Genomic DNA, 21,451 nt, shown 5'->3' on the forward strand with positions numbered 1-21,451 from the left:
AGTGGTACATCTCCTTCGAACCAGCGAACCGCGGAACAAACCGCATTTACCGGCGCGAGACCAAAACCTTTCTCACGGAAGCGGAGGCCAAGGCATTCGCACGGATGATCCTCGAGCGCGCCTATCGCATTTCCGCCGGGACAATAAATCCCGTTCAGCCAAAACGAGTGATTGGATCGAAGCGAGAACTTTCTGAGTGGCTTTCTCGGACTTGATCAAAATACTGGCGCCGGCACCTAATAGCGGCGAAGGTGGGGCATTCGATTCTGTTGCGGGGGGACTCGAGAGCTTGGAGATCGCAGATCGCGGAGCGATTCTCGCCTTTAGCCCGCCGAGTTCCGACTTCGAGAGGTGCAGCCCCCACTCATAAGCGTCCAGGACGTCCTGGACGATTGCAAGACCCAGGCCCGCGGTTCCTCCGCGCTCGTCAAGGCGGGCACCGCGCTCGATCACCCGCTCAAGCTGACTTGGCTCGATCCCTTCGCCATCATCTTCGACGACAAGGGACAGCCCGTCGTCGTCGGCGGTGATGCGCACACGTTCCGTAGCATGGCGGGCGGCGTTCTCGATCAGATTGCCTAGTACTTCCGCGAGGTCGGTCCTGTCGAGCGGGAGGGACAGATCGTCGCCGACAAGGTTCTCGAACGTCACTCGCGCGCCGTCGAGAGTGCGCGAGACGGTCGCGATGATCGACCCTATGAGCGGCTTCGCAGAGGCGGATGTTGCGGCGCTACCCCTGGCGCTACCGCGAATCCTCGCCCGCGCGAGTTCACGGTCGACGTGACGACCCATGGCTTCGCCGACGGCATCAATGTCCCGAGCGATGTCGCGCTCGCCCCTCTCCCGAAGCCGCGAAGCATCGGCCGCAAGAGCAGCAAGCGGCGTCTTCAGACCGTGCGCCAGGTCCGCGGCGCGACCGCGGGAACGTTCGATTTCGTGTTCCTGCGCATCAATGAGTGCGTTGACTTCCTCGACGAGAGGTTGGACTTCGGTCGGGACCGAGGATGGCAGGTGGCGAATTCGCCCCGCTCTGATATCGGCCACTCCGCGGCGCAGCGCGACCAGCGGATGCAAGCCGATGCCGACCTGGACCCAGGTCGCAAGGGCCAGTACGCAGCCGAGAAGGACAAGTGCGATCGAGAGATCCTTGGCGAACGCCGAGCTTGCCTCCGACACCCTCGCAAGGTCTTCGGCGACGGCGAGGCGGACGGTCACCGGCCTCCCGCCCGCGGAAAGGGTGACGGCGCGCTCGGCGACCAGCACGCGCTGGCCACCGGGACCCGAAGCTTCGTGCTGGTGCGTTTCGCCAGGGCTTGGACGGTCGGCCGGAAGCTCCATGGCCGAATCCCACAGCGAGCGCGAGCGGAGCAGTTGCCCGTGATCATCACCGACTTGCCAGTAGAGCCCGGAAAGAGGATCCGCGAACCGCGGATCGACCGGGGTCTGCGACAGCACCAGCTTGCCCTGAGGGTCGACGTCGATATTGGCGAGAAGCTGCTTCAAATGGACGTCGAGATCTTGCGCCAGGGTGCGTGACACATGGCGTTCGAAGAGGACGACGAGCCCCCCACCGGCAATCGCAAGCGCGATCAGGATTGCGACGATTCCGCCGGCGACGAGTCGCAGTCTGAGCGAGTGTCGTTTCATGCGGGCGCATCAGGCATCATGTAACCGAACCCCCGCCGCGTCTCTATCGCGTCGGGACCAAGCTTCTTGCGCACGCGCCCGACCAGCACCTCAAGTGTGTTGGAGTCGTGCTCTTCGCCGTGACCGTAGACGTTCTCGTCAATCTCATGCTGCGAAACGACTCGCCCGCGATTGCGGAGGAGGTAGGCAACTAGCCTGTACTCGAGCGGTGAGAGCGTGATCGGCACGCCGCGCCGGGTCACCTTCATCTGCCGTTCGTCGAGTGTGATCTCACCCGCCGTGATGACCGAGGAGCCGTGCCCAGCCGAGCGCCGAACGATGGATCGCAGCCGGGCCAGAAGCTCCTCCATCCGGAACGGCTTCGGCAGGTAGTCGTCCGCGCCGGCGTCGATGCCGTCGACGCGCTCGGCCCAGCTTCCTCGTGCCGTGAGGATGAGAACGGGCATGTGGCGGCCGTTGGCACGCCAACGCTTCAGGACGGCCAGGCCGTCCATTCGGGGGAGACCCAGGTCGAGAACGACGGCACCGTAGTCCTCGGTATCGCCGAGGAACCAGGCGTCCTCTCCGCTCGCGACGGTCTCGACCACATACCCGGATGCTTGGAGCGCGTGCGAGATATCCGACGCGATCCGCTGGTCGTCCTCGACAACAAGCACGCGCATCACTTCTCCTTCGTTCGCTCGACTTCGCCGCTGCGGGCGTCAACGTGGATCTCGAGCAGACGCCCCTTCTCGTCGACCACCCGGAATTCGTATTTCCAGGCGCCGGCCTCTCGTTCGAGCTTAACGCCGACGACCTCGCCTCGAAGCTTGTCCTTGACCATGTTCAGAACGTCGGCAAGAGGACGTATCTCGCCGGCCTCCACGGCCCGTCGCGCGTCGTCATGATCGCGGGCGAACGCCGGCGCCCCGCTGGCCGCGAGCAAAAGGGCGGCTGCAAGGGTAAGGGCGCGAACTCGGTGCGGGCCTAAGTCCATGAGGAAGCTCGTCATCCGGAAGATATTGATGCCAGATATCACCTGACAAATCGCTGACTTGGCTCAACAGGCACCGGTCAGGCCGCTTCTGGCAGGTTGCCTCGCATCGCCGCCGCATTGTGCGGCCGGCCACCGTCAGGGAGATACCTATGCGCAAGATCGCCATTCTTACCGTCGCCGCTGTCACGCTCGGAGCGGCCACCGCCCAGGCCGGCAGCCTTGGCAAACCGTGCACGTCGGCCCCGGAGGCCCAATGGCTGCCGATGGCGCAGTTGCAGGCCAAGGTCGAGGCCCAGGGCTACAAGGTCCAGAAAGCCAAGGTCAAGAACGCCTGCGGCGAGCTCTATACGCTCGACAAGAACGGCAACCGCGTCGAGCTGTTCGTGGATCCGACCAACGGCCAGATCATCGGCCAGATGTGATGGTTTGCGAATGAGAACCGATAGCAACACGATCGGAGCCGGCGGCGCGATGCCGCCGGCCACGGTCAAGGTTTGGGATCCGTTCGTCCGGATCTTCCACTGGTCCCTGGTGAGCTTGTTCGTTCTGGCCTACGCCACTGGCGACGAGATCGAGCGGGTACACATCGCGGCCGGCTACGCCATCGCCGGCCTCCTCGCGATCCGCATCGCCTGGGGCTTTGTCGGCCCGCGACATGCGCGCTTTTCCAACTTCCTTCGTCCGCCGCGCGAGGTGCTCGCCTATTTGCGGGACGTCGCCCTGCTCAGGGCTCCGCGCTACATCGGGCACAACCCGGCAGGCGGGGCCATGATCGTCGCGCTCCTTGTGGCGCTGGCCGGCACGTGTGCGACGGGCTACATGATGACTACGGACGCCTACTGGGGCTCCAAGCTGATCGAACACGTCCACGAATTCCTGGCCAACCTAACCGTGGGCCTGGTCGTGGCGCATGTCCTCGGCGTCTTGATTGCAAGCTTCGAGCATCGCGAGAACCTAGTAGCGTCCATGATCTCCGGTCGGAAGAGAGCTGCTGACTAGGCAGCTATCCTCAAATCCAAACCGCAACCAAGAGCATCCCTGTGCCAGCCACCCCTCACATAGAAAAGCACTTCACCGCTTCCGAAAGCGTCCGCGACGTCGTGATCGGGATGGCGGACGGCCTGACGGTCCCGTTCGCACTGGCGGCCGGGCTTTCCGCGGCCGTCGCCAGCACCGACGTGATCGTCACTGCCGGATTGGCCGAGGTCGTCGCTGGCGCGATTGCGATGGGCCTTGGTGGGTATCTCGCTGCGCGGACGGACGCGGAACACTATGCTGCCGAGGAACAGCGCGAGCACCATGAGATCGATCAGCTTCGCGAGCGGGAGATCGAGGAGGTGGAGCAGATCTTCCGGGAGTACGGCCTTGAAGGGGATGCGCTCAAGTCGGTCGTCGGCGCGGTCTCGGCGAATCGCCAGCGATGGGTCGACTTCATGATGCGCTTCGAATTGGGATTGGAGCGTCCCGATCCGAAGCGTGCCCCAATCAGCGCCGCCACGATCGGAGGCTCATACGTGGTCGGCGGCCTGATTCCCCTCGTCCCCTACATGTTCACCCAGAACATCGGAACGGCCCTGCAGATCTCGGTCGCTGCGACCGGCGTCGCCCTGCTTTGCTTCGGCGCCATCAAAGGACACTTCACCGGCGTCAACAAGATCAAGTCTGCCCTGCAAACGGTGCTGGTGGGTGGATTGGCCGCCGGAGCGGCGTACTGGCTCGCGCACCTGTTCGGATAGGCCGTTTTGCCGATCTCGAAGGTCAGTAACGTAGCGCGCCCAAACGTTATCCGCGACTAATCAGCCAGATGACGCCCCCGATGCAGATGACGCCAATCATGTAAGGCAGCAAGTAGCTTAATAATGTCCTCACCCCAACCTCCCGACAGCCTGTGCTTGCAGTTTTGACTACGTATAGGCATCTCAAGGTGCGACCTCATCAGGGCCTTAGCCGCGCAGCGCCGGCACAGTCTGCGCGCATTCGGCAACCAATTTCACGCTCCCAAACGGCCGAAGATATTTTGAAAACAAAGAGAAAAGTCGCTTCCCTTGTCGCTATCGCACTCTCGTAATCCGTTGGACGACCGCGCTGCCAATTTGCGTGACGATTAGCGGCACCACGCTAAAGATAATCACGATCAACCACATTTCAGAACTTGGAGGCGCAAGCTGCAATAAATGCGCAGCCGGCGGTAGGTAGGGTGGCACAGCGAGCAGCGTTGCACAGAGCAAGAGCGCGCCCCACAACCAGGCGTTCCGCGTCACCTCGTTGACGATGAACGGCGAGCGCGGATCACGCATGTTGAACGCGTGCCAGAGCTGGGCAAAGGCGAGCGTGAGGAACGTGATAGTGACTGTTGACCGGGCATCGAGAGCGAGCCAGGCCGACGCAGCCAGCGCCCCGAACGTGCCTGCGGTCAACGCCGCCCCGTGCAAGACGATGGTGATCCATTGCCAGCGGCCCAGAATCGGCTCCTTTGGGTCCCGCGGCGGCCGCTTGAGGATGCCCTCCTCGCCCTCGCCCATGGCAAGCGCGAAAGCCGGGAACACGTCCGTCACCAGATTGAGATACAGAATTTGGAGCGGGAGGAGCGGCAAAGGAAGCGCCAGCGACACGGCAAGGCCGACCGCCAAGACCTCGCTAAGATTGCAGGACAAGAGGTAGGCGACGAAACGACGGATATTGGCGAAAATCACGCGCCCCTCGTGGATCGCCTTGATAATGGTTGGAAATGCGTCGTCGAGCAGGATCATGGCCGCCGCTTCGCGCGCGACATCGGTGCCGCGCAAGCCCATCGCCACACCGATATCGGCCTGCCGCAGAGCGGGTGCGTCATTCACCCCATCCCCCGTCATGGCAACGATCTCGCCCGCAGCCTGATACATCCGAACGAGGGCGAGTTTTTCATCTGGAGTTACTCTCGCGAAAATTCCGATGTCTTGGAGCGCAGGCTGCCCGGTTTCAATCATCTGCCTGATATTCTTGCCCTCCACGACGTTCGCAACGTTCTCACCAAGACCGACGGCTCGACCGATACTTTTCGCCGTCACCACGTGATCGCCAGTGACCATGACAACGCGAATTCCCGATTGCCGGCAGTCATAGATGGCCGGTGGCACGTCGGCCCGCGCGGGGTCTTCCAAACCGACAAGACCAGCAAGCACCAACCTGTCATAGGGTGCGGCATCAGCCACCTGGTCGATTCTCGTCGCGCAGGCGAGCACCCGCAGGCCCTCATGGCCGAGCCGATCGGCTCGGCTGAGCCACTCCGCTCGCATGGTGTCATCAAGCGCGACCTCGCCATCGCCGACGGCTACGCGCGTCGTCGCCGCTAGGACCGCCTCGGGCGCCCCCTTCACGGCGATCAGTACACCCCTCCCATGCTCATGAACGGTCGCCATCATCTTGGCGACGGGATCAAAAGCATGCTTGCGCACGACGCTGCGCCCTTCCAGCAAGGTCGTCCGCCTGAAGCCGGCGCGTAGCCCGGCACGCAGAAGCGCGATCTCCATGGGATCGCCGCTGCCGCGCTCCTCCGAACCATCGAGATGCGCGTCGTTGCAGAGGACCGCGATCCGGAGCAATTCGGCCGCCTGCGGATCGCCTGCGACCTGCTGACGTTCGCTCCCCTCTGGAGCGCCGGTGCCGAGCTCGATTTCGCCTGAGGATGTACAGAGCCGTCGCACCGTCATCCGATTTTCGGTCAGGGTACCGGTCTTGTCGGTGAGAATGACCGTGGTCGCCCCGAGCGTCTCGACCGCCGAGAGACGTTCGATCAGTGCATTTTGCTGCGCCATCCGCCACATGCCACGGGCGAGCGTAAGCGTCGCGACGATGGGGAGACCTTCGGGAATCGCAGCTACGGCGAGCGCGATGGCCGCCTCGATCATCAGGAGAGGGTCTTTGCCACTCAATAGACCAACGGCACCGATGATGGCGGCGACAGCGATAGTCGCCCAGACGAGTTGCACCGACAGGCGCTCGAGCTTGCGCTCAATGGGCGAACGACCCGGATCGGCTTCGAGAACTAGCCGCGTCACCCGGCCGAGTTCTGTGACGATTCCGGTCGCGACCACCACACCGGCGCCGGTGCCGCGCGTGATCGCGGCGCCCTTGAACGCCATCGAGGCGCGATCGCCGAGACGGGTGTCGGCGCTGACCGGCTCGACCTGCTTGTCGACGGCGACGGATTCTCCGGTCAGCGATGACTCGTCCGTTGAAAGACGAGATGTCTCGATAAGGCGCAGGTCGGCCGAAACGGCATCACCAGCTTCCAAGACCACGACATCGCCCGGAACCAGTTCCTCGGCTGGGATCACATGAACCCGCCCCTCGCGTCGGACACGGGCGGTCCGCGTGCCGAGCGCGCGCAAAGCCTCGATCGATCGGACCGCTTTCAACTCGGTCAAGAAGCCGATCAGTGTGTTGATGGCAAGCACCGCAAAGATGGCGCTGCCCTCCTCGAGTTCGCCGAAATAAAACGCCAGGCCGGCTGCGCCGCTCAGCAGATAGACGACTGGACTCTTGAACTGGTGCACCAGCAGGCGCAGCACGCCAGCAGGGCGCCGCGAGGCGATGGTGTTAGCGCCGAAATGCTTTCGCCGTGCGCTGACCTCGGCTTCGGACAGCCCCTCGGCGCTGGACACGCGTAACTGCGCGAGCAGCTCCGCCACGGACAGAGCATGCGGAAATTTCGGGAGTATCAGCGGGCCAACGATTTCCTTCTTCGCGATGGCTATCCTCCTTTGCGCCGAACGGACATATTGTGTCGCTAAGGCCGGGCCTAAGCCGCCACGGCTTCGTAGATGTCCTCTTCCTGAGCCGTGTGCATGCGCACCAGCGTCTCGATGGCCTCGATCACCCGTTGCGCGTCGCGCACGACGTAGCGGTCGATTTTCTCAGAGGGCATGTCCTCCACGATCCTCGTGAGCAGCCGGGCAAGATGCAGGATTTCCCGATGAGCGCGGCTCATGGCTGAGAGGCCATGGCGCTCGCGCAGCACCTCCGCAAGCTTCGGATAGACGCTGTCTTCGTCGTCGCGCTCGTGTTTCACGACACTGCTCTGAACCAGCCGCTGGGCCTCGCCGATCAATGTCCCGGCCGATTCCGGCGTCACGTCGTCCAGGGCATCAACGATTTTGCGCAGGCGGTCCAAATCCCGGAACAAGGTCTGATGATCGTGACGCAATGTCAGCCCCTGCTCCTGGGTGAAGCGCCGGCCACCGGCGCCGAAGGCCGGAGTGAGCGCGCGCAGCGCGTTCAGGATGACGGCGACATCGATCACCTCCTGCGCAATAGCCGCCGGTACCGGCGCGAGCCAACCCAGAGTGGCAGCGACCATCGCGACGAGCGACAGCCCCATGCCGACGACAATACTTTGCAGGGCAATCCGCCGCGCCCGCTGCGCAATGATGATCGCTTCGCCCACACGGTCGAGGCGGTCGGCCAGGATCACCACATCAGCCGCTTCAGACGAAGCGCTGGCGCCCCGCGCCCCGAGCGCGACCCCGACGTCGGCTACGGCCAGCGCCGGGGCGTCGTTGATGCCATCGCCGACCATGATGGTCGGATGCAGCCGCTGCTCGCCCCTCACCGCCTCGACTTTGTCGGAAGGGACGCGGTCGGCCAGCACGGCATCGAGGTCGAGCGCCGCACCGATGGCCTGCGCCGCCGCGGCGCGATCACCGGTGACCATCACCATGCGCGCGACGCCCGCGTCGCGCAGCAGCCGGATCGCCCGCGGCGTATCGGCCCGCAGCTCGTCCGCCAGAAGCAACGCACCGATCGTACGCCCATCCACGGCGACAAAGACGATCAGCGCCGAGCGCCACGAGGCGCGCCGGATTGCCCGCAATTCCCACGGCGACAGCTCGGTATTCGAGAGAAGCATCTGCCGCGAACCTGCGGTGACGTGCCGTCCATCGATAAGGCCGCTCAGACCCGAGCCCATCGCCTCCTTGACCTGTTCGGGCGCTTTCAGCTTGAGGCCGCGCTCGACGGCCGCCGCTACCACGGTCCTGGCAAGCACGTGATGCGAAGCCTGCTCAAGCGATGCCCCGAGCCTGAGAACCTCATCCGGGTCCCCTCCCGGCGCAACCTCGATCGAAAGCAGACGCGCCCCTCCGACGGTCAGGGTACCCGTTTTATCGAACAGCACCGTATGCGCGCGCGCCAGCGCCTCCAGCGCCCCACTGCCCTTGGCCAGGATGCCGCGGCGCGCCGCTTGCGCGACGCCGGCAATGAAAGCGACCGGTGCAGCCAGGATCAGCGGACAAGGCGTAGCCGCTACCAGTACGGCAAGACTGCGGGTCAGATCACCGGAGATCCGCCACGCCACTAACGCGATCGCGATCGTCACTGGCAGAAGGATCAGCGCGTAGCGATCGGCCAGCCGCACAAAGGGAGCTTTTGCCGTTTGCGCTGCCGTCACCATGCGCACGATGCCAGCATAGGTGCTCTCGCCGGCGGGCGCAGTCACCGTCAACTCGAACGTCTCGCCCGCATTCAGCGAACCCGACAGAACGGCACTGCCACGCGCTTTTTCGGCCGGGATCGGTTCGCCGGTCACGGCGGACTCGTCAATGGTAGCCGAGGCCGAGGCAACGATGCCGTCGACCGGCACGATCTCGCCGGCTCGCACCAGGAGTTCCTCGCCGACGGAGACGGCATCGACCGGAACCTCTTCGATCCGTTCGCCGCTCTTGCGGTGAGCCTGGCGCGGCGCACGATCGACCAGCGACCGCAGGTCGCGCTCCGCGCGTGCGACCGCGATATCTTCCAGCACGTTGCCGCCGGAATACATCAAGGCGACCACGGCTCCGGCCAGCGGTTGGCCAAGCGCCAACGCTGCGCTCATGGATAGCAGCGCAATCGCGTCCACCCCGAGGCGGCCGTTCAGGAGATCTCGGATCATCGAGATCGCCAGCCCTCCGATGACGGGAGCCGTGCCCAGCTCCCATGCAAGATCGGCCCAAACAGGCCGCCCAACGGCTCGCGCAAGAATACCCGCGATCAATCCTGCAATCGCGATTGCCACCAGCGTCCATCGAAGGACTCGCTCCAACAACATGGCTCCGTTTCATATCTTGCGAATGATTCTGATCCGAAACCAGCTTCGCCATTTGAGCAACAATTGGGGTAATTGTATCCGGAAGCCTCATGCGACCATGACCTGAATCAACATGGCCGATCGTTTGTCCGATATTTTCGTGGAGGAGGCTGTCATGCGTACACTAGCTCGCGTTCTCGCGGTGTTTTCCGTGTTATCAGTCGGCATGCCCTGCTCCGCCGGTCAGCTTGGAACGACCGAGGGTTACTCGCCGTCCAAGTCATCACAGCGCTCTGGGGAGCGTCAGCCAGAAGCGACGGACCAAACCCGAAATAACACTCATCGGCTGCAGCGAATGATGGACCAGCGGGACTGGGATCACCGCAAAGCGGGCCGCGAGTGGCGGCTGCGGAACGACAAGAATCCAAGCCATTGAGCGTCCATGCTCACAAAACTCGCGTATGGCAGACGAGAAAGACAATCGCGTGTTCTGATCGGCGCCAGTTTTGGCAAGGATGCGATCAGCGCGCAGACTCAGTGCTGCCGGGGATAGACTGCTTTCGCTCGACAATCGCAGTGGAAAGCCGCCCGTAGAGATCTCGGCGTCTCGCAAGAGGCCACCAGTCGTAAAGAAATATCTCGAGCGGACGCCAGTTTGCGACCCACCCAAGGATCAGGAAGCTTTCCTCAACCAGCCTTCGGAAAGGGGCTTCAATGAGGTATCCAGCGACAAAATGTGCCGAGAAAAGGCACGCGATCAGGATTGTAACGCCGATTGCGAGAGACCTCCGGCCGACCCGGAATAGTTCGTTCAGGTCGCCTTGGATGGCGCCGGCCCGGCCCGCGAAGTACCGGCTGAAGGCTTCCGGCAGCTCCTGGGCCAGTCGCGTCTGTCCTTGATCACCCGGAAAGTGGACGATGATCCTGAAAGGACGATTGCGCGGCAATTCTCTTGCCCATCCAACGATGTAGTCCTCGACTTCTCGATCGAGGTCCTTGTCGCGAAAGGGGTACGGATCAAGCGTGTGAAAGAGCTGTTCGACCGTGCTGACGCGCATTTCGATAATGTTGTCTGCGTTTTGGTCTTCTTTGCGCATTTCGTTCTGCCTAAGCGCTTGTTGATCCACGTCAGGGCAACATTGAACGTTTCCGCGTACCGCAAACTGTATGCAATGCCATGGCCTGGAACGCTGGAAGCCCGCTACCTTCGATCATTCCGAGCTCTTCAAGCTGGATTCAAACCACAATGCAAATTGCGCAACCTGTCATCCCGGCACCGATTTCAAGCAATACACGTGCTACGGCTGCCATGCCCACAACGTGGAGAACGTGCGCCGTGAACACATGAAGGAACGCATAGTAAACTTCGAGAATTGTGTGCGCTGTCATCGAAGTGCCCGTAAATGATATGGTCGCGTGGCGGTTGGGACCAGCAGCGACCCGGAACAAGCAAGATGGCGGGCGGTCTCTTCAACGCGGTCGAGGTGCGACGCGCGTACCCGGTGCAACGCGGTCGTTAGGGTAGACGATGACCTCCTCGCCGGGAGTAAGTCCGGCGGCCACGGCTGCGAGGCGGCCGGACCGGCGTACGAGCTCAATCTGGCGCAACTCGGCGCGACCTTCCCTCGCAACATAGACATTCCAGCCTTCCCCGCGACGAAAGAGCGCACCGGCCGGAATGATCGTGGCATCGTCCAGCGCGAAGACGGTGATCTGAACATCCACCTGATAGGCGTCACCGAGCCGCGCCCACTGCTCCGTCGGCGAGAGGATATCGACGAGAACATTCACCCTCTGCTCCTCGACGCCGAGCGTCGAGATCTTGGTAAAGGCCGCCGGCTCGACCCGGCGAACGCGACCCTTCAGCTTTCCCTGCCCGCCCCAATGATCGATGACGACTTCAGCTCCTGGTCGAATCTCGACGGCATCGGTGCTCAAGACGTCGACGACGACTTCGATATCCCTGGCGTCGCCGATATCCAGGAGTGGAGCGCCCGGCTGGACGATCGTCTCGCTTTCCTGCGCGATCTTCAGCACCACGCCGGCAACCGGCGATGTGATGTTCCAGCTTTCCGGCTGCCCGCCGCCGTCACTACCGTATCGCGCCAACAATGCACGCTGTTGGCTGATCTCATGCTCAGCGGCGTGATCCTGAAACTCCGCCGCACGCAAATCCCTATCGGCAAGACGCATCGCGAGTTCTGCACGCTCGAGTGCCTGCGCTGTTGCGGCCCCTTGTTGAGCCAAGGTTTTCGTCCGCATCAGGTCGGTGTTGGCCTGTTCCCTCTGGGCCTGCGCACGCTCGACAATTGCCTTGGCGCGCTCCAGGTTGGCTTCGGCTGTTCCGAGCATTTCCTCGACCTCGCGCCGGGTCCGGGAATCCATCAGCGGGGCCGGAGATGGGGTGATCGTCGCAACAGCATCATCGACCCGAATCTGGTCGCCGACCTTGAAGCGCACTCGGTTCAGCCGCCCCGCGAGCGGCGCGGCCACCACGTATCGCTCACGCACACGGGTCTTGCCGTCTTCGTCTACGGTGGCGACGAACCTTCCCTTCGTCACCGCGGCAGTCTCGACCGGCACCGGCGCCGGCATCAAGAGCCAGGCCGTGATTCCGGCGGTGGCCAGAAGCCCGCCGGCAATCCCGAAATGGCGGCCCGTGATGCGCATGCTCATTCCCTGGTCTTGAGAGCCGCGACCAGATCGAGCCGATCGACACGGCCTTTGACGATGTAGGCGCTGGCGGCGGCCGCCGCCAGCACGACACTCACTGCGATGAAATAGGTCTGCGGCGCGATCACAGCGGGTATCTGGAAGCTCTCGTTGGAATGAAATCTGGCGATCAGGCCGATGACGGCGTGAGACAGCGGCAGGCCGATCAGGATCCCCAGCGCGATCTCGATGGCAAACTCGCAGAACAGGATGCCCGCAACCTCGCTGCGGGTAAAGCCCAGCACCCGCAGGCTGGCCAATTCCCATGCGCGCTCCTGCAGGCTGATGCGCGCACTGTTGTAGACCACCCCCACCGTGATGATGGTGGCGAAAGCGGCAAGGATGCCGGCGGTTACGAAAACAACACCAGCGATCTTCTCCATGAAGGAGGAGAGCGTATACGCCTTCATCGACACCGATTCGATAGTCGGGAGGTTCTTGAACCTCCGCCCCAATGCAGGCATCGCCGCCGGCTCGACGTACAGGCTCGCAGCCGAGATCACGGCCCCCTCGTCGGTGGAGCGGTTAAGGGTCTCGATCGCCATATAGGATGCCATTCCGATCGACTCGTCGACGATGGCGCTGACCGGGAGATCGCGCTTGCGCCGGCGGCCCTCCATTGCCTCGACCGCAATGACATCGCCGGCCTTCACATCGAGCCGTTCGGCAAGCCGCCGGGTGAGCGTAATCCCGTCAGGCGCGGCCGCAATCGGGCGCAGCGCGGCATCATGTGGCCGGCGCAACTCGCCCCCGGCGGACAGACCGATCACAGACGTCAGATAGCTGCGCTGCCGGGCGCGCAGGCGCACCGGCACGATGCGCAGCCCTTCCGCCACGAGAACGCCGGGCTCACGTGCCAGATCGCGCATGATCGAACGTTCCATCGGGTGCGGAAACGTCACCGTCGCGTTGCCGCGCTCGACCAGGTTGAACTGGAGGTCGATCATCTCGTCGATGGCGTCGCGCCAGAAGATCCCCAGCACCATCATCGGAACGGCAAAGGCTACCCCGATCACAGTCATGAGCGAGCGAAATGGGCGTCCGGCCGTATTCCGCAGGATCATCAGCCGGCGTGACCTGGTCGCGGTGCGTGGCAGGAGCGCTTCGATCCACGAGCGGCGAAAGCCAAGCGGCGCGGCCGGCCGCATGGCGATTGCTGGCGCAAGGCGAACGACCTGCCGTAATGCAGTCAAGACGCCGAGAGAAGCCGCGGTCAGGCTGATCACAATGCCCAGCACTGCAGACCAAGGGGTGAGCCCGAACGGCAGCTCAGGCAGACGAAAGAACCCCTGATAACTTGCGATCATCGCTTTTCCAAAGCCCCAGCCTGCAGCAATTCCCAGCACCGACCCGATCAGCACGATGACGAGTATCAGCTTCAGATAGTGCAGGATCAGCGCCGCGGTTGGAAAGCCCAACGCCTTCAACGCAGCGATCTGCTCGCGCTGGGCAGCCACCAGCCTGCCCAGTGCGCTGTTTAGCAGGAACGCTGCGATGCCGAAGAAGATGAATGGGATGGTGGTCGACATCACCTTCTGCTGGTTCAGCTCGTCTTCGAGAAACCGGTTGGACGGCTGATCCCGTCGCTCGACAGCGCCGACCGACCCGTAAGGTTCGAGCACTCGATCCAGCTCGTCGATCACCGGTTTCGGATCGGTGCCCGGCGCCAGCGAAATGACGGCATCATTGAAAGCCCCCTTCATGTCGAAGGCGGCCTCCGCTGCGCCGCGGTCGAACCAGAGAATTGCATAGAGCCGGTCGTCCGGAATCGGAAGGCCCGGCTTGACAGCGTAGACATATTCCGGCGAGAGCGCGACGCCGGACACGTGAAAGGCTTCCACCTTGCCGTTGAGCACCACGCGGATGTCGTCACCGGGATTCACGCCGTTGGCTTCGGCAAACGCTTCGTTGACCGCCGCGCTTCTTGCGGAATCGGGCTCTGGCGCCGCGCCGCGGCGCAAATGCAGTCGGGCAAGCCGTTCGTCGCCGGCATGGCTGAGCGACACCATGCGAGCCGAGACCGGCTGCGAAGCGGCCGGCCAATCCACGATGACCTCGCGGACGATCCGGGGTTCCACTGTAGCAACGCCGGGAATTGCGGTGAGCTGCGGAACGATCGACAGCGGCGCACGCTTGAGCGTCACGAAAAGCCTCGGGAATCGCGCGGTCGCGTAGAAGTGCTCCACGGCCGAGTTGAGGGAATCGTAAGTCGAGACCGAACCGACGAAAACGGCAACGCCGGCGGCAACGAGCAAAGCAATGGTGAGCACTTGGCCCCGCATGGCGACGATATCCCGCCGCAGTTTTCGATCGAGCAGGCTCACCAGTGCACCTCGTCTGCCGACAGTCGGTGTGCATTGCGCTCCTCGCCGACGATCCGCCCGCCACCGAGCCGCAGCACGCGGTCTGCCATGCCCGCGATCGCGGCATTGTGCGTGATGATGATCGTTGTGGTACCGAGACGCTCGTTGGCGCGCGCGATCGCCGCCAGCACTACCTTGCCGGTCTCGTAATCCAGCGCCCCCGTCGGCTCGTCGCACAGCAACACGTCCGGCGACTTCACGATGGCGCGGGCGACTGCGACGCGCTGCTGCTCGCCGCCGGACAGTTGCGAGGGGAAGTGGTCGATCCGCTTTTCGAGCCCGACGAGCGCGAGCACCTCGAGCGGATCGAGCGGCTTGTCCGCGATTTCGTTCACCAGTGCGACGTTCTCCAGCACTGTGAGGCTGGGGATGAGATTGTAGAACTGAAAGACGAAGCCGACGTGCTCGCGCCGGTACCGGGTCAATTCCGCATCAGTCGCGCCGACCAGGTTGTGGTCGCGCCAGTGGGCCTCGCCCGAAGTTGGGCTGTCCAGACCACCCAGGATGTTCAGCAGGGTCGACTTGCCCGACCCAGACGGCCCGAGGAGCACGACAAACTCGCCTTCGAAGATGTCGAGATCGACGTCTCGAAGCGCATGCACGTCGATCTCTCCCATTCGATAGGTCTTCGAAAGCCCCCTGGCGTGAAACACCGGCGATCCGGTGCTATCCGTCTTGGGCGGATGGACATCCATCAGCATAGCCCGCTTACGGCCACCCTTCGGTAATTTGGCCGGGTACTGATCAGTTCAGTGCGACAGCAGCACGGGAACTGGCGGCCTCGTCAGAATGCTGCGGGTCGCGCCTCCCAATATGAACTCTCGCAAGCGGGAATGACCATACGCCCCCATGACGAGCAGATCCGCCCTGCGGGAAGCTATCTGAGCCGCGAGAACTTCGCCGATGGCCCGTCCCGCGGCGTCGACCTCCTCGACGACCACATCAATGCCATGACGCGAGAGATTCTTTGCAAGTTCGGACGACGAGCGCCGGCTCGAAATCGCCTTCTCGTTGGTCACCGTGAGAATGAACACCTCTCGCGCCTTCTCCAGAATGGGGATCGCATCGGAGACGGCACGTGCCGCCGCGCGGCTGAAGTCCCACGCAACGATCACTCTATTCAGCTCGGCTTCCTTGGAGGCGGTGGCCTCCGGCAGCACCACCGTCGGTCTTCCCGAACCGAAGATGATCGCTTCAGCGTACCATTGGTCATAAGATTCCGGCACAGGCACGATGGTGAGATCACGCAGGCGAGCATAGTCAACCAAGAGGTCCGGGACCTCGGACGTCAGGCAACGCTCGAGAATGATCTCGTTCAGCAGCCCCGATTTCTCGGTGGCCCCTTCAAAAGTCGCCAGCAGATCCTGCGCATTTTTCCTGCTCTTGTGAGCCTCACTTGCCACGATCGATCCGAGATTACCGACCCCGGACAGGAAAGTCCCGGGTACCTGCACATGGACTTCACAAGAGATCGCCGCGATATGCGCGGCAAATGGTGAGATCAGCGATACGGCGCGGTCAATCACCGACACCGGGGTCGGTTCGGGATAGCTGGTCAAGGTGAGCAGAACGTCCCTGATTGCCATCGCGTGTCTCCGAAATTGCAACTTTGACACGATACCAGCGCCGAGTTTGGATCGATTGATCTAGGTCAGAAAGCCTCCGGTCCAAACCGTCCCGTCAAAATTCCGGTCGCCGACCCGCTGCCGGGACCTAGGGTCCCCAGAGTTGAGCCAAATCAAGCGGCCATACCTCGGATTGGTTGATATAGGCTCCGATCGTTAGTCCCCTCTTCGTAAAACGGCTAAAAGTGGAAGCCGTACCGGAATATCCAATCGCGCCTCCGGCACGCCATACGGTCAGGGCTCTCAAGACTGCCTATGCCGAACTTGCCACCCGCTATCGCGTCAGTGCCGGAGAGGCTGCCTACGTTCGCGCCCGCATTCGCGTTCGATCGCAGCCGCTACGGATACCCTCGCTGGGCCTCATCACATGCATCGTGATGATAGGCAACTTGTCTCGCGATAGCGCATGAGATGGAAAATTGAGACAGACCAGATCAATGCTTCCAAGCCCAAAATCTCCCGATCGAGCGCCGGTTTCGGTCCCTCTTGCGGTCGCCCTAGTGTTAGGCGTTGTCATCTCTGCTGTGATGGCGGCGCCATTCCTGGGAGCTCTCGTCTGGTCGACGACGATCGCGGTCCTGTTCACGCCACTCGACCGCGCTGTAAGCGGACGCGTCAGGTCTCGCAACCTCTCGGCATTGATCACGGCCATAGTAACCGCCCTTATCGTGGTCGTTCCTGCCATCCTGGTGACAGGGACGTTGCTCAACGAGGCCGTCCGAAGCGCAGCCATTGTCGTGCCGATGTTCGACGCCGACGACTGGACGCGTTTCATGAACGACCATCGCTGGCTTGCTCCAGCGCTGCAATGGGTCCATGACAAGGTAGATTTTCCTGATCTAATGCGAACGGCGACTTCTGCGCTGGCAACGTGGAGCGGCTCGGTGCTCCGCGCCTCCTTTTCCGGAATGGCCAACTTTCTGCTCACTTTCTATTTTCTCTTCTATCTCTTGCGCGACCGGGAGGCGATTGCCGAGGCCGCGCGGCTCCATCTGCCAGTTTCGGAGCCGGAACTAGCGCTGATCGCCGGGCGCTTCACCGATACCATCTTCGCGACCGTCCTCGGGACCGTCGCGGTCGCCGCGCTGCAGGGCGGGCTGGGAGGCCTGATGTTCTGGTGGCTAGGCCTGCCGGCTCCGGTGTTCTGGGGCGTATTGATGGCACTTCTGGCCATCGTTCCGTTTCTGGGCGCCTTCGTCATCTGGGCACCGGCCGCTGTCTATCTCGCGCTGAGCGGCGGCTACACATCGGCGATCATTCTGACGGTCTGGGGGACTTTCGTCGTCGGTCTCGTCGACAACGTAGTATACCCGATCCTGGTCGGCAGCAGGCTCCGGATGAACACGATGTTGTCTTTCATCGCCGTCGTCGGCGGGCTTGTCTTCATGGGGACACCGGGCGTGGTGCTCGGTCCGCTGCTGCTCGCCCTCACCCTGACCCTGCTGCAAATCCGGCGGGACAGGACGGCAACCGCGATGGACGTTACGCCACAGCGACGGGATATGCCCGATCAACATCTCTGTTGAAGTACCTCAACGAGATGACAGGCATACCCAATATCGACATTTACGAAACGGAATCGACGTCAAGCGGCCGCTCAAGGAAAGGCTCGTCGCCCGGAGCGAATGGCCGCGAGCCTATGTGGAAGCCCCATCTCTGTTCGGCGCATGTCAGTATTGGCCGCGAGCTCTTCAGCTACTTCCGCAAGCGCGTCAGTTGCGCAGATTGCGGCACATGCGTTTTCCTGGTGGAGATGCAAAATCGGCTGACGAAGTTGAGATCGGCCTGCACGCAAGGCCGATGCGGAGGTTACTCTTTCTCTCTGGAAGCAACTCTCGGTATAGTAAGGAGCCACCAGGGCCGCACCAGTCGCATCTGTCAACGCCTATAGACGAATTCGCGGTGGACCTCTCGGCCGCTTTCATCGACAACGATAATGCGGAGATCCGGATTACCCACGGGTTTCTCCTTGCGCACTTGATCCGCGAGGCGCTTGCTGTGTGCAATGGCCGCGCCATCGCTCACTAGCTCCAGGCCGGCACCGTCGCGAACGGGAACGCCGTCCTTTATGTCGAAATAGTACATGCGCATCGTATCGATCCTGCGGCTGACGGCGAAACGGGTTATCCAGCCAGACACAAAAAGGCCGCCGAGGGTTTTGGGGGGATGGGCCTCGGCGGCGGCTTGGGGGCGTAACGGTGGGCCAGTTACGCCAGAATATACTAGGCACCTCTCCCTGGCTTGGCTTGATCGGGATCAAAGGAGATCTCGAGGATCATCTGCTCCGGACATCGCGCGACAATTCACCTGTCGCCACATTGATCAAATGAATCCGCGCACAAGCCGGGCAATGCACGACCACGACCGCCTCGGCGGACGTCTCTGAGGCAGGCTTGCAGATGGGATGTTGAACGTTCATGCCTGTGTTGGGGCAGCGAAACAGTATGTTGGACATGGAAGCTCCGTGACACAGACCTGTCTCTCCTCTGCCCGAAGATCAACTCAGGAAGGGCCGTAACTGTATCTGAATACCTCAATTGATTCACCTCTTCGGTGCTTGATCCGTTTAGCCGACCCCGCCGTTAGTGGTAACATTTAACAGTTGCGCGCAGCGGGGGGAGCACACCATGGACAGGTACGTCGCCCGGGCAAACATCGATCACTACATAGAGATTTTGAAGGACAGGAGCCTCACGACGGAGCGCCGAAGTACCACGATCGCACTGCTTATTGCTGAGCTCGACAAGCTCGGCGAGGACAGCGAGCATCTGGAGTTCGCGGAAACCAAGGTCTCAGGGAGCCGTCAACAGGTCGCACAAGCAGCCGCCCGCCGCGATTCTCTCGTCCTCGGCACGTCAGAGCGGGAAGACGCGGAAAGATACCTGATCCACCTTGAGAATGTTCATACGGTACTGGATGATTTCTGCCACCGCCTTCGTCACAGAATCGGATCGGGTCCCGCTTGAGAGATGGCGCAGGTCGCGCTGGTAACGCGACGCCAAGCTGCGAACTCTTGAGGATGTCATGGTCGGTCAGTTAGCATCAGGCCGCGATGGACTCGTTCTTTTCAATGCTCTTGCCGAGTAGTGGCGTAAACTGCTCCGCGGTCACGGTTTCATTTGCAATCAACAGTTCAACACCGGCGTCAAGGTCGGCATGGCGTCCCTGCAGAATATCGCGGGCACGGCGATCACCCTCCTCGATCAGATTACGCACGGCAAGATCGATCTCGCGGCCGGTGGCTTCGGCTGCAGTAACGACCGCATCCTGGGCCGCGAGAAATGCCTGGGGCTTGGGGGCATAGGTGCGCTGCCCGACCGTCTCGTCCATGCCGTATCGGGTCACCATCTCAATGGCCACCTCGGTCGCACGCTGAAGATCGTCGGCGGCCCCGGTCGAAATCGCACCATCGAAAATCAGGCGCTCCGACGCACGTCCGCCCATCAGCACCGCGATACGGTTCTTCAGCTCTTCAACCGTCAGCAGGAACCTGTCTTCGGTCGGACGCTGAATGGTGTAGCCCAGCGCGCCGATTCCACGCGGGATGATCGATACTTTCTGCACCGGATCGACCCCCGGCAGGCTCGCAGCCACGAGCGCATGGCCCATCTCGTGATACGCGACCCTACGCCGCTCCTCCTTGCCGAGCACCCTGCTCTTCTTTTCCACTCCGGCGACGATCCGCTCGATCGCGGCGACGAAATCGGCGAAAGAGACCTCGCCAGCGCCCCGCCTGGTTGCGGCGATCGCGGCCTCATTGACGAGATTGGCAAGATCAGCTCCCGTAAACCCGGTTGTGAGGCCAGCCACCTTCTCCAGATCGACTTCCTCACCCATCCGGATCTTGCGGACGTGCACCTTAAGAATGGCAATGCGCCCCGTCTTGTCCGGCCGGTCAACGAGGACCTGCCGGTCGAACCGTCCTGCCCGCAACAGCGCGGGATCCAGGATTTCGGGACGGTTGGTCGCTGCCAGCAGGATCACGCCGACGCTTGGATCGAAGCCGTCAAGCTCGGACAGGAGCTGATTGAGGGTCTGTTCTTTCTCATCGTGACTCGAGAATGACAGCGGCCCGCGGCTACGTCCCAGCGCGTCGAGCTCGTCGACGAAAATGATGCATGGGGCCGCCTTGCGGGCTTGCTCGAACAGGTCCCGCACGCGCGCAGCGCCCACGCCGACGAACATTTCGACGAACTCAGAACCCGAAATCGAGAAGAACGGAACGCCAGCCTCGCCGGCGACAGCGCGGGCCAGCAACGTCTTGCCGGTTCCAGGCGGTCCCACCAATAGGATGCCCTTCGGCACATGTGCACCCAGTCGGCCGTAGCTGCCGGGATCCTTTAGAAACGACACCACCTCCTGAAGCTCGAATTTCGCGTCATCGACCCCAGCGACGTCGGCGAAAGTCACCTTGATGTCCTTCTCGACATAGACTTTGGCGCGCGATTTACCGATCGCCATGAGTCCGCCGAACCCCTGCCGGCCGGTCATGCCGCGCCCGACCCAGTACCAGATCAGGAAAAAGACGACGATCGGGAAGATCCAGGACAGCAGGCTTTGCAATGCGCCGCTCCCGGGAACGCCTGTGACGCTCACACCCTTCTGCGCGAGCTTATCGGCCAGGGCCATATCAACCCGCGCGGTGACGAACGCGGACTTTCCGCTCGGGAGCTGTTCCTTCAGCTTCCCCTGGATGCTATCCGGTCCCACAGAGACCTCTACGATCTTTTCCTGGGCGAGCAGCTGTTCAAACTGGCTGTAAGGGATGGTCTCGATCGAATTATAGGTTGCGACAAGGAATTGCAGGGCAACGAGCAACATGCTGCCCGCGAAGAGGATAGCCATCACGATGGTCTGCTTCCGCGACCCCTGACCTGCCTCCACCTGCTCCTCCCATCAGCATCAGCCCACATTCAATTGGTAGCGGGAGACGGCTGCGTCGGATTGATTCAGGTCAACTCGATGGCCAACACCGCTGCAGACCGCGACATCGGCATTGATCACCTGTTTGACCAAGATCAATTTCCGTCAAGCACAGTCGTACACAATGTTTGGCGAGATTTCGGCACACGGCAGCACAGCC

Annotated in this window: 17 protein-coding genes; 5 read left to right on the forward strand and 12 right to left on the reverse strand. The window is 62.3% G+C overall.

Annotation, left to right across the window (positions count from 1 at the left end; all coding sequences use genetic code 11):
• Positions 1–72: 72 nt before the first annotated feature.
• Genes QY049_RS28270 through QY049_RS28280 form a run of 3 tightly spaced genes read right to left on the reverse strand, consistent with a single transcriptional unit; the run spans position 73 to position 2,623 of the window.
• Positions 73–1,647 carry a sensor histidine kinase gene (locus tag QY049_RS28270; RefSeq protein WP_301270231.1) on the reverse strand — a complete coding sequence of 525 codons (1,575 nt, stop codon included), beginning with the start codon at positions 1,645–1,647 and terminating at the stop codon, positions 73–75.
• The gene (locus QY049_RS28275; protein WP_301270232.1) at positions 1,644–2,309 is read right to left on the reverse strand and encodes a response regulator transcription factor; all 666 of its coding nucleotides are present in this window, start codon (positions 2,307–2,309) and stop codon (positions 1,644–1,646) included. Before QY049_RS28275 ends, QY049_RS28270 begins: the two co-directional genes overlap by 4 nt.
• The gene (locus QY049_RS28280) at positions 2,309–2,623 is read right to left on the reverse strand and encodes a PepSY domain-containing protein (RefSeq protein ID WP_301270362.1); all 315 of its coding nucleotides are present in this window, start codon (positions 2,621–2,623) and stop codon (positions 2,309–2,311) included. Before QY049_RS28280 ends, QY049_RS28275 begins: the two co-directional genes overlap by 1 nt.
• A 149-nt stretch (positions 2,624–2,772) precedes the next feature.
• On the opposite strand from QY049_RS28280, the gene QY049_RS28285 reads away from it, so the two are divergent.
• The 3 genes from QY049_RS28285 to QY049_RS28295 are packed head-to-tail and all read left to right on the forward strand — an operon-like array spanning position 2,773 to position 4,359.
• Positions 2,773–3,045, forward strand: coding sequence for a PepSY domain-containing protein (locus QY049_RS28285; RefSeq protein ID WP_301270233.1), 273 nt, complete (start codon positions 2,773–2,775; stop codon positions 3,043–3,045).
• A gap of 10 nt (positions 3,046–3,055) precedes the next feature.
• Positions 3,056–3,622 carry a cytochrome b/b6 domain-containing protein gene (locus QY049_RS28290; protein WP_301270234.1) on the forward strand — a complete coding sequence of 189 codons (567 nt, stop codon included), beginning with the start codon at positions 3,056–3,058 and terminating at the stop codon, positions 3,620–3,622.
• Positions 3,623–3,663: 41 nt separating this feature from the next.
• Positions 3,664–4,359 (forward strand): VIT1/CCC1 transporter family protein, encoded by a 696-nt coding sequence (locus QY049_RS28295; RefSeq protein ID WP_301270235.1) that lies wholly within the window; start codon positions 3,664–3,666, stop codon positions 4,357–4,359.
• A 315-nt stretch (positions 4,360–4,674) separates the two neighbouring features.
• Here the strand turns inward: QY049_RS28295 and QY049_RS28300 are convergent, their stop codons facing one another.
• The 7 genes from QY049_RS28300 to QY049_RS28330 form a co-directional block, all read right to left on the reverse strand.
• A complete protein-coding gene (locus QY049_RS28300) occupies positions 4,675–7,293 on the reverse strand; it encodes a cation-translocating P-type ATPase (RefSeq protein ID WP_367401203.1) in 2,619 nt (872 codons plus the stop codon).
• Positions 7,294–7,403: 110 nt separating this feature from the next.
• Positions 7,404–9,689, reverse strand: coding sequence for a heavy metal translocating P-type ATPase (locus tag QY049_RS28305; RefSeq protein ID WP_301270236.1), 2,286 nt, complete (start codon positions 9,687–9,689; stop codon positions 7,404–7,406).
• Between the two features lie 500 nt (positions 9,690–10,189).
• The gene (locus tag QY049_RS28310; RefSeq protein ID WP_301270237.1) at positions 10,190–10,765 is read right to left on the reverse strand and encodes a hypothetical protein; all 576 of its coding nucleotides are present in this window, start codon (positions 10,763–10,765) and stop codon (positions 10,190–10,192) included.
• A 373-nt stretch (positions 10,766–11,138) separates the two neighbouring features.
• Positions 11,139–12,344 (reverse strand): efflux RND transporter periplasmic adaptor subunit, encoded by a 1,206-nt coding sequence (locus QY049_RS28315; protein WP_301270238.1) that lies wholly within the window; start codon positions 12,342–12,344, stop codon positions 11,139–11,141.
• A complete protein-coding gene (locus QY049_RS28320; protein WP_301270239.1) occupies positions 12,341–14,704 on the reverse strand; it encodes an ABC transporter permease in 2,364 nt (787 codons plus the stop codon). Before QY049_RS28320 ends, QY049_RS28315 begins: the two co-directional genes overlap by 4 nt.
• Entirely contained in the window at positions 14,701–15,438 is a 738-nt protein-coding gene (locus tag QY049_RS28325) for an ABC transporter ATP-binding protein (protein WP_301270240.1), read from the reverse strand. Before QY049_RS28325 ends, QY049_RS28320 begins: the two co-directional genes overlap by 4 nt.
• 54 nt (positions 15,439–15,492) lie before the next feature.
• Entirely contained in the window at positions 15,493–16,329 is an 837-nt protein-coding gene (locus QY049_RS28330; protein ID WP_301270241.1) for a universal stress protein, read from the reverse strand.
• A 476-nt stretch (positions 16,330–16,805) separates the two neighbouring features.
• Here QY049_RS28330 and QY049_RS28335 point away from each other — a divergent pair, with 476 nt between their 5' ends.
• The gene (locus tag QY049_RS28335; RefSeq protein ID WP_301270364.1) at positions 16,806–17,894 is read left to right on the forward strand and encodes an AI-2E family transporter; all 1,089 of its coding nucleotides are present in this window, start codon (positions 16,806–16,808) and stop codon (positions 17,892–17,894) included.
• 352 nt (positions 17,895–18,246) lie between these two features.
• Here the strand turns inward: QY049_RS28335 and QY049_RS28340 are convergent, their stop codons facing one another.
• Complete coding sequence (locus tag QY049_RS28340; RefSeq protein WP_301270242.1) at positions 18,247–18,459, reverse strand: hypothetical protein; 213 nt, start codon at positions 18,457–18,459, stop codon at positions 18,247–18,249.
• Positions 18,460–18,995: 536 nt separating this feature from the next.
• Between QY049_RS28340 and QY049_RS28345 the strand changes: the two genes are divergently transcribed.
• Complete coding sequence (locus tag QY049_RS28345; RefSeq protein ID WP_301270243.1) at positions 18,996–19,334, forward strand: hypothetical protein; 339 nt, start codon at positions 18,996–18,998, stop codon at positions 19,332–19,334.
• Positions 19,335–19,410: 76 nt separating this feature from the next.
• On the opposite strand, the gene ftsH is transcribed toward QY049_RS28345, so the two are convergent.
• Positions 19,411–21,213, reverse strand: coding sequence for an ATP-dependent zinc metalloprotease FtsH (gene ftsH / locus QY049_RS28350; protein ID WP_301270244.1), 1,803 nt, complete (start codon positions 21,211–21,213; stop codon positions 19,411–19,413).
• Between the last annotated feature and the right edge of the window lie 238 nt (positions 21,214–21,451).

The organism is Bradyrhizobium sp. WYCCWR 13022 (assembly GCF_030435535.1).
GTDB lineage: Bacteria > Pseudomonadota > Alphaproteobacteria > Rhizobiales > Xanthobacteraceae > Bradyrhizobium.

What these genes read in the sequence shown, in the direction of transcription:
- QY049_RS28270 (WP_301270231.1), bottom strand. Translation starts at nt 1,647, where the DNA reads ATGAAACGACACTCGCTCAGACTGCGACTCGTCGCCGGCGGAATCGTC.
- QY049_RS28275 (WP_301270232.1), bottom strand. Translation starts at nt 2,309, where the DNA reads ATGCGCGTGCTTGTTGTCGAGGACGACCAGCGGATCGCGTCGGATATC.
- QY049_RS28280 (WP_301270362.1), bottom strand. Translation starts at nt 2,623, where the DNA reads ATGGACTTAGGCCCGCACCGAGTTCGCGCCCTTACCCTTGCAGCCGCC.
- QY049_RS28285 (WP_301270233.1), top strand. Translation starts at nt 2,773, where the DNA reads ATGCGCAAGATCGCCATTCTTACCGTCGCCGCTGTCACGCTCGGAGCG.
- QY049_RS28290 (WP_301270234.1), top strand. Translation starts at nt 3,056, where the DNA reads ATGAGAACCGATAGCAACACGATCGGAGCCGGCGGCGCGATGCCGCCG.
- QY049_RS28305 (WP_301270236.1), bottom strand. Translation starts at nt 9,689, where the DNA reads ATGTTGTTGGAGCGAGTCCTTCGATGGACGCTGGTGGCAATCGCGATT.
- QY049_RS28310 (WP_301270237.1), bottom strand. Translation starts at nt 10,765, where the DNA reads ATGCGCAAAGAAGACCAAAACGCAGACAACATTATCGAAATGCGCGTC.
- QY049_RS28315 (WP_301270238.1), bottom strand. Translation starts at nt 12,344, where the DNA reads ATGAGCATGCGCATCACGGGCCGCCATTTCGGGATTGCCGGCGGGCTT.
- QY049_RS28325 (WP_301270240.1), bottom strand. Translation starts at nt 15,438, where the DNA reads ATGGATGTCCATCCGCCCAAGACGGATAGCACCGGATCGCCGGTGTTT.
- QY049_RS28330 (WP_301270241.1), bottom strand. Translation starts at nt 16,329, where the DNA reads ATGGCAATCAGGGACGTTCTGCTCACCTTGACCAGCTATCCCGAACCG.
- QY049_RS28335 (WP_301270364.1), top strand. Translation starts at nt 16,806, where the DNA reads ATGCTTCCAAGCCCAAAATCTCCCGATCGAGCGCCGGTTTCGGTCCCT.
- QY049_RS28340 (WP_301270242.1), bottom strand. Translation starts at nt 18,459, where the DNA reads ATGCGCATGTACTATTTCGACATAAAGGACGGCGTTCCCGTTCGCGAC.
- QY049_RS28345 (WP_301270243.1), top strand. Translation starts at nt 18,996, where the DNA reads ATGGACAGGTACGTCGCCCGGGCAAACATCGATCACTACATAGAGATT.
- ftsH (WP_301270244.1), bottom strand. Translation starts at nt 21,213, where the DNA reads ATGGCTATCCTCTTCGCGGGCAGCATGTTGCTCGTTGCCCTGCAATTC.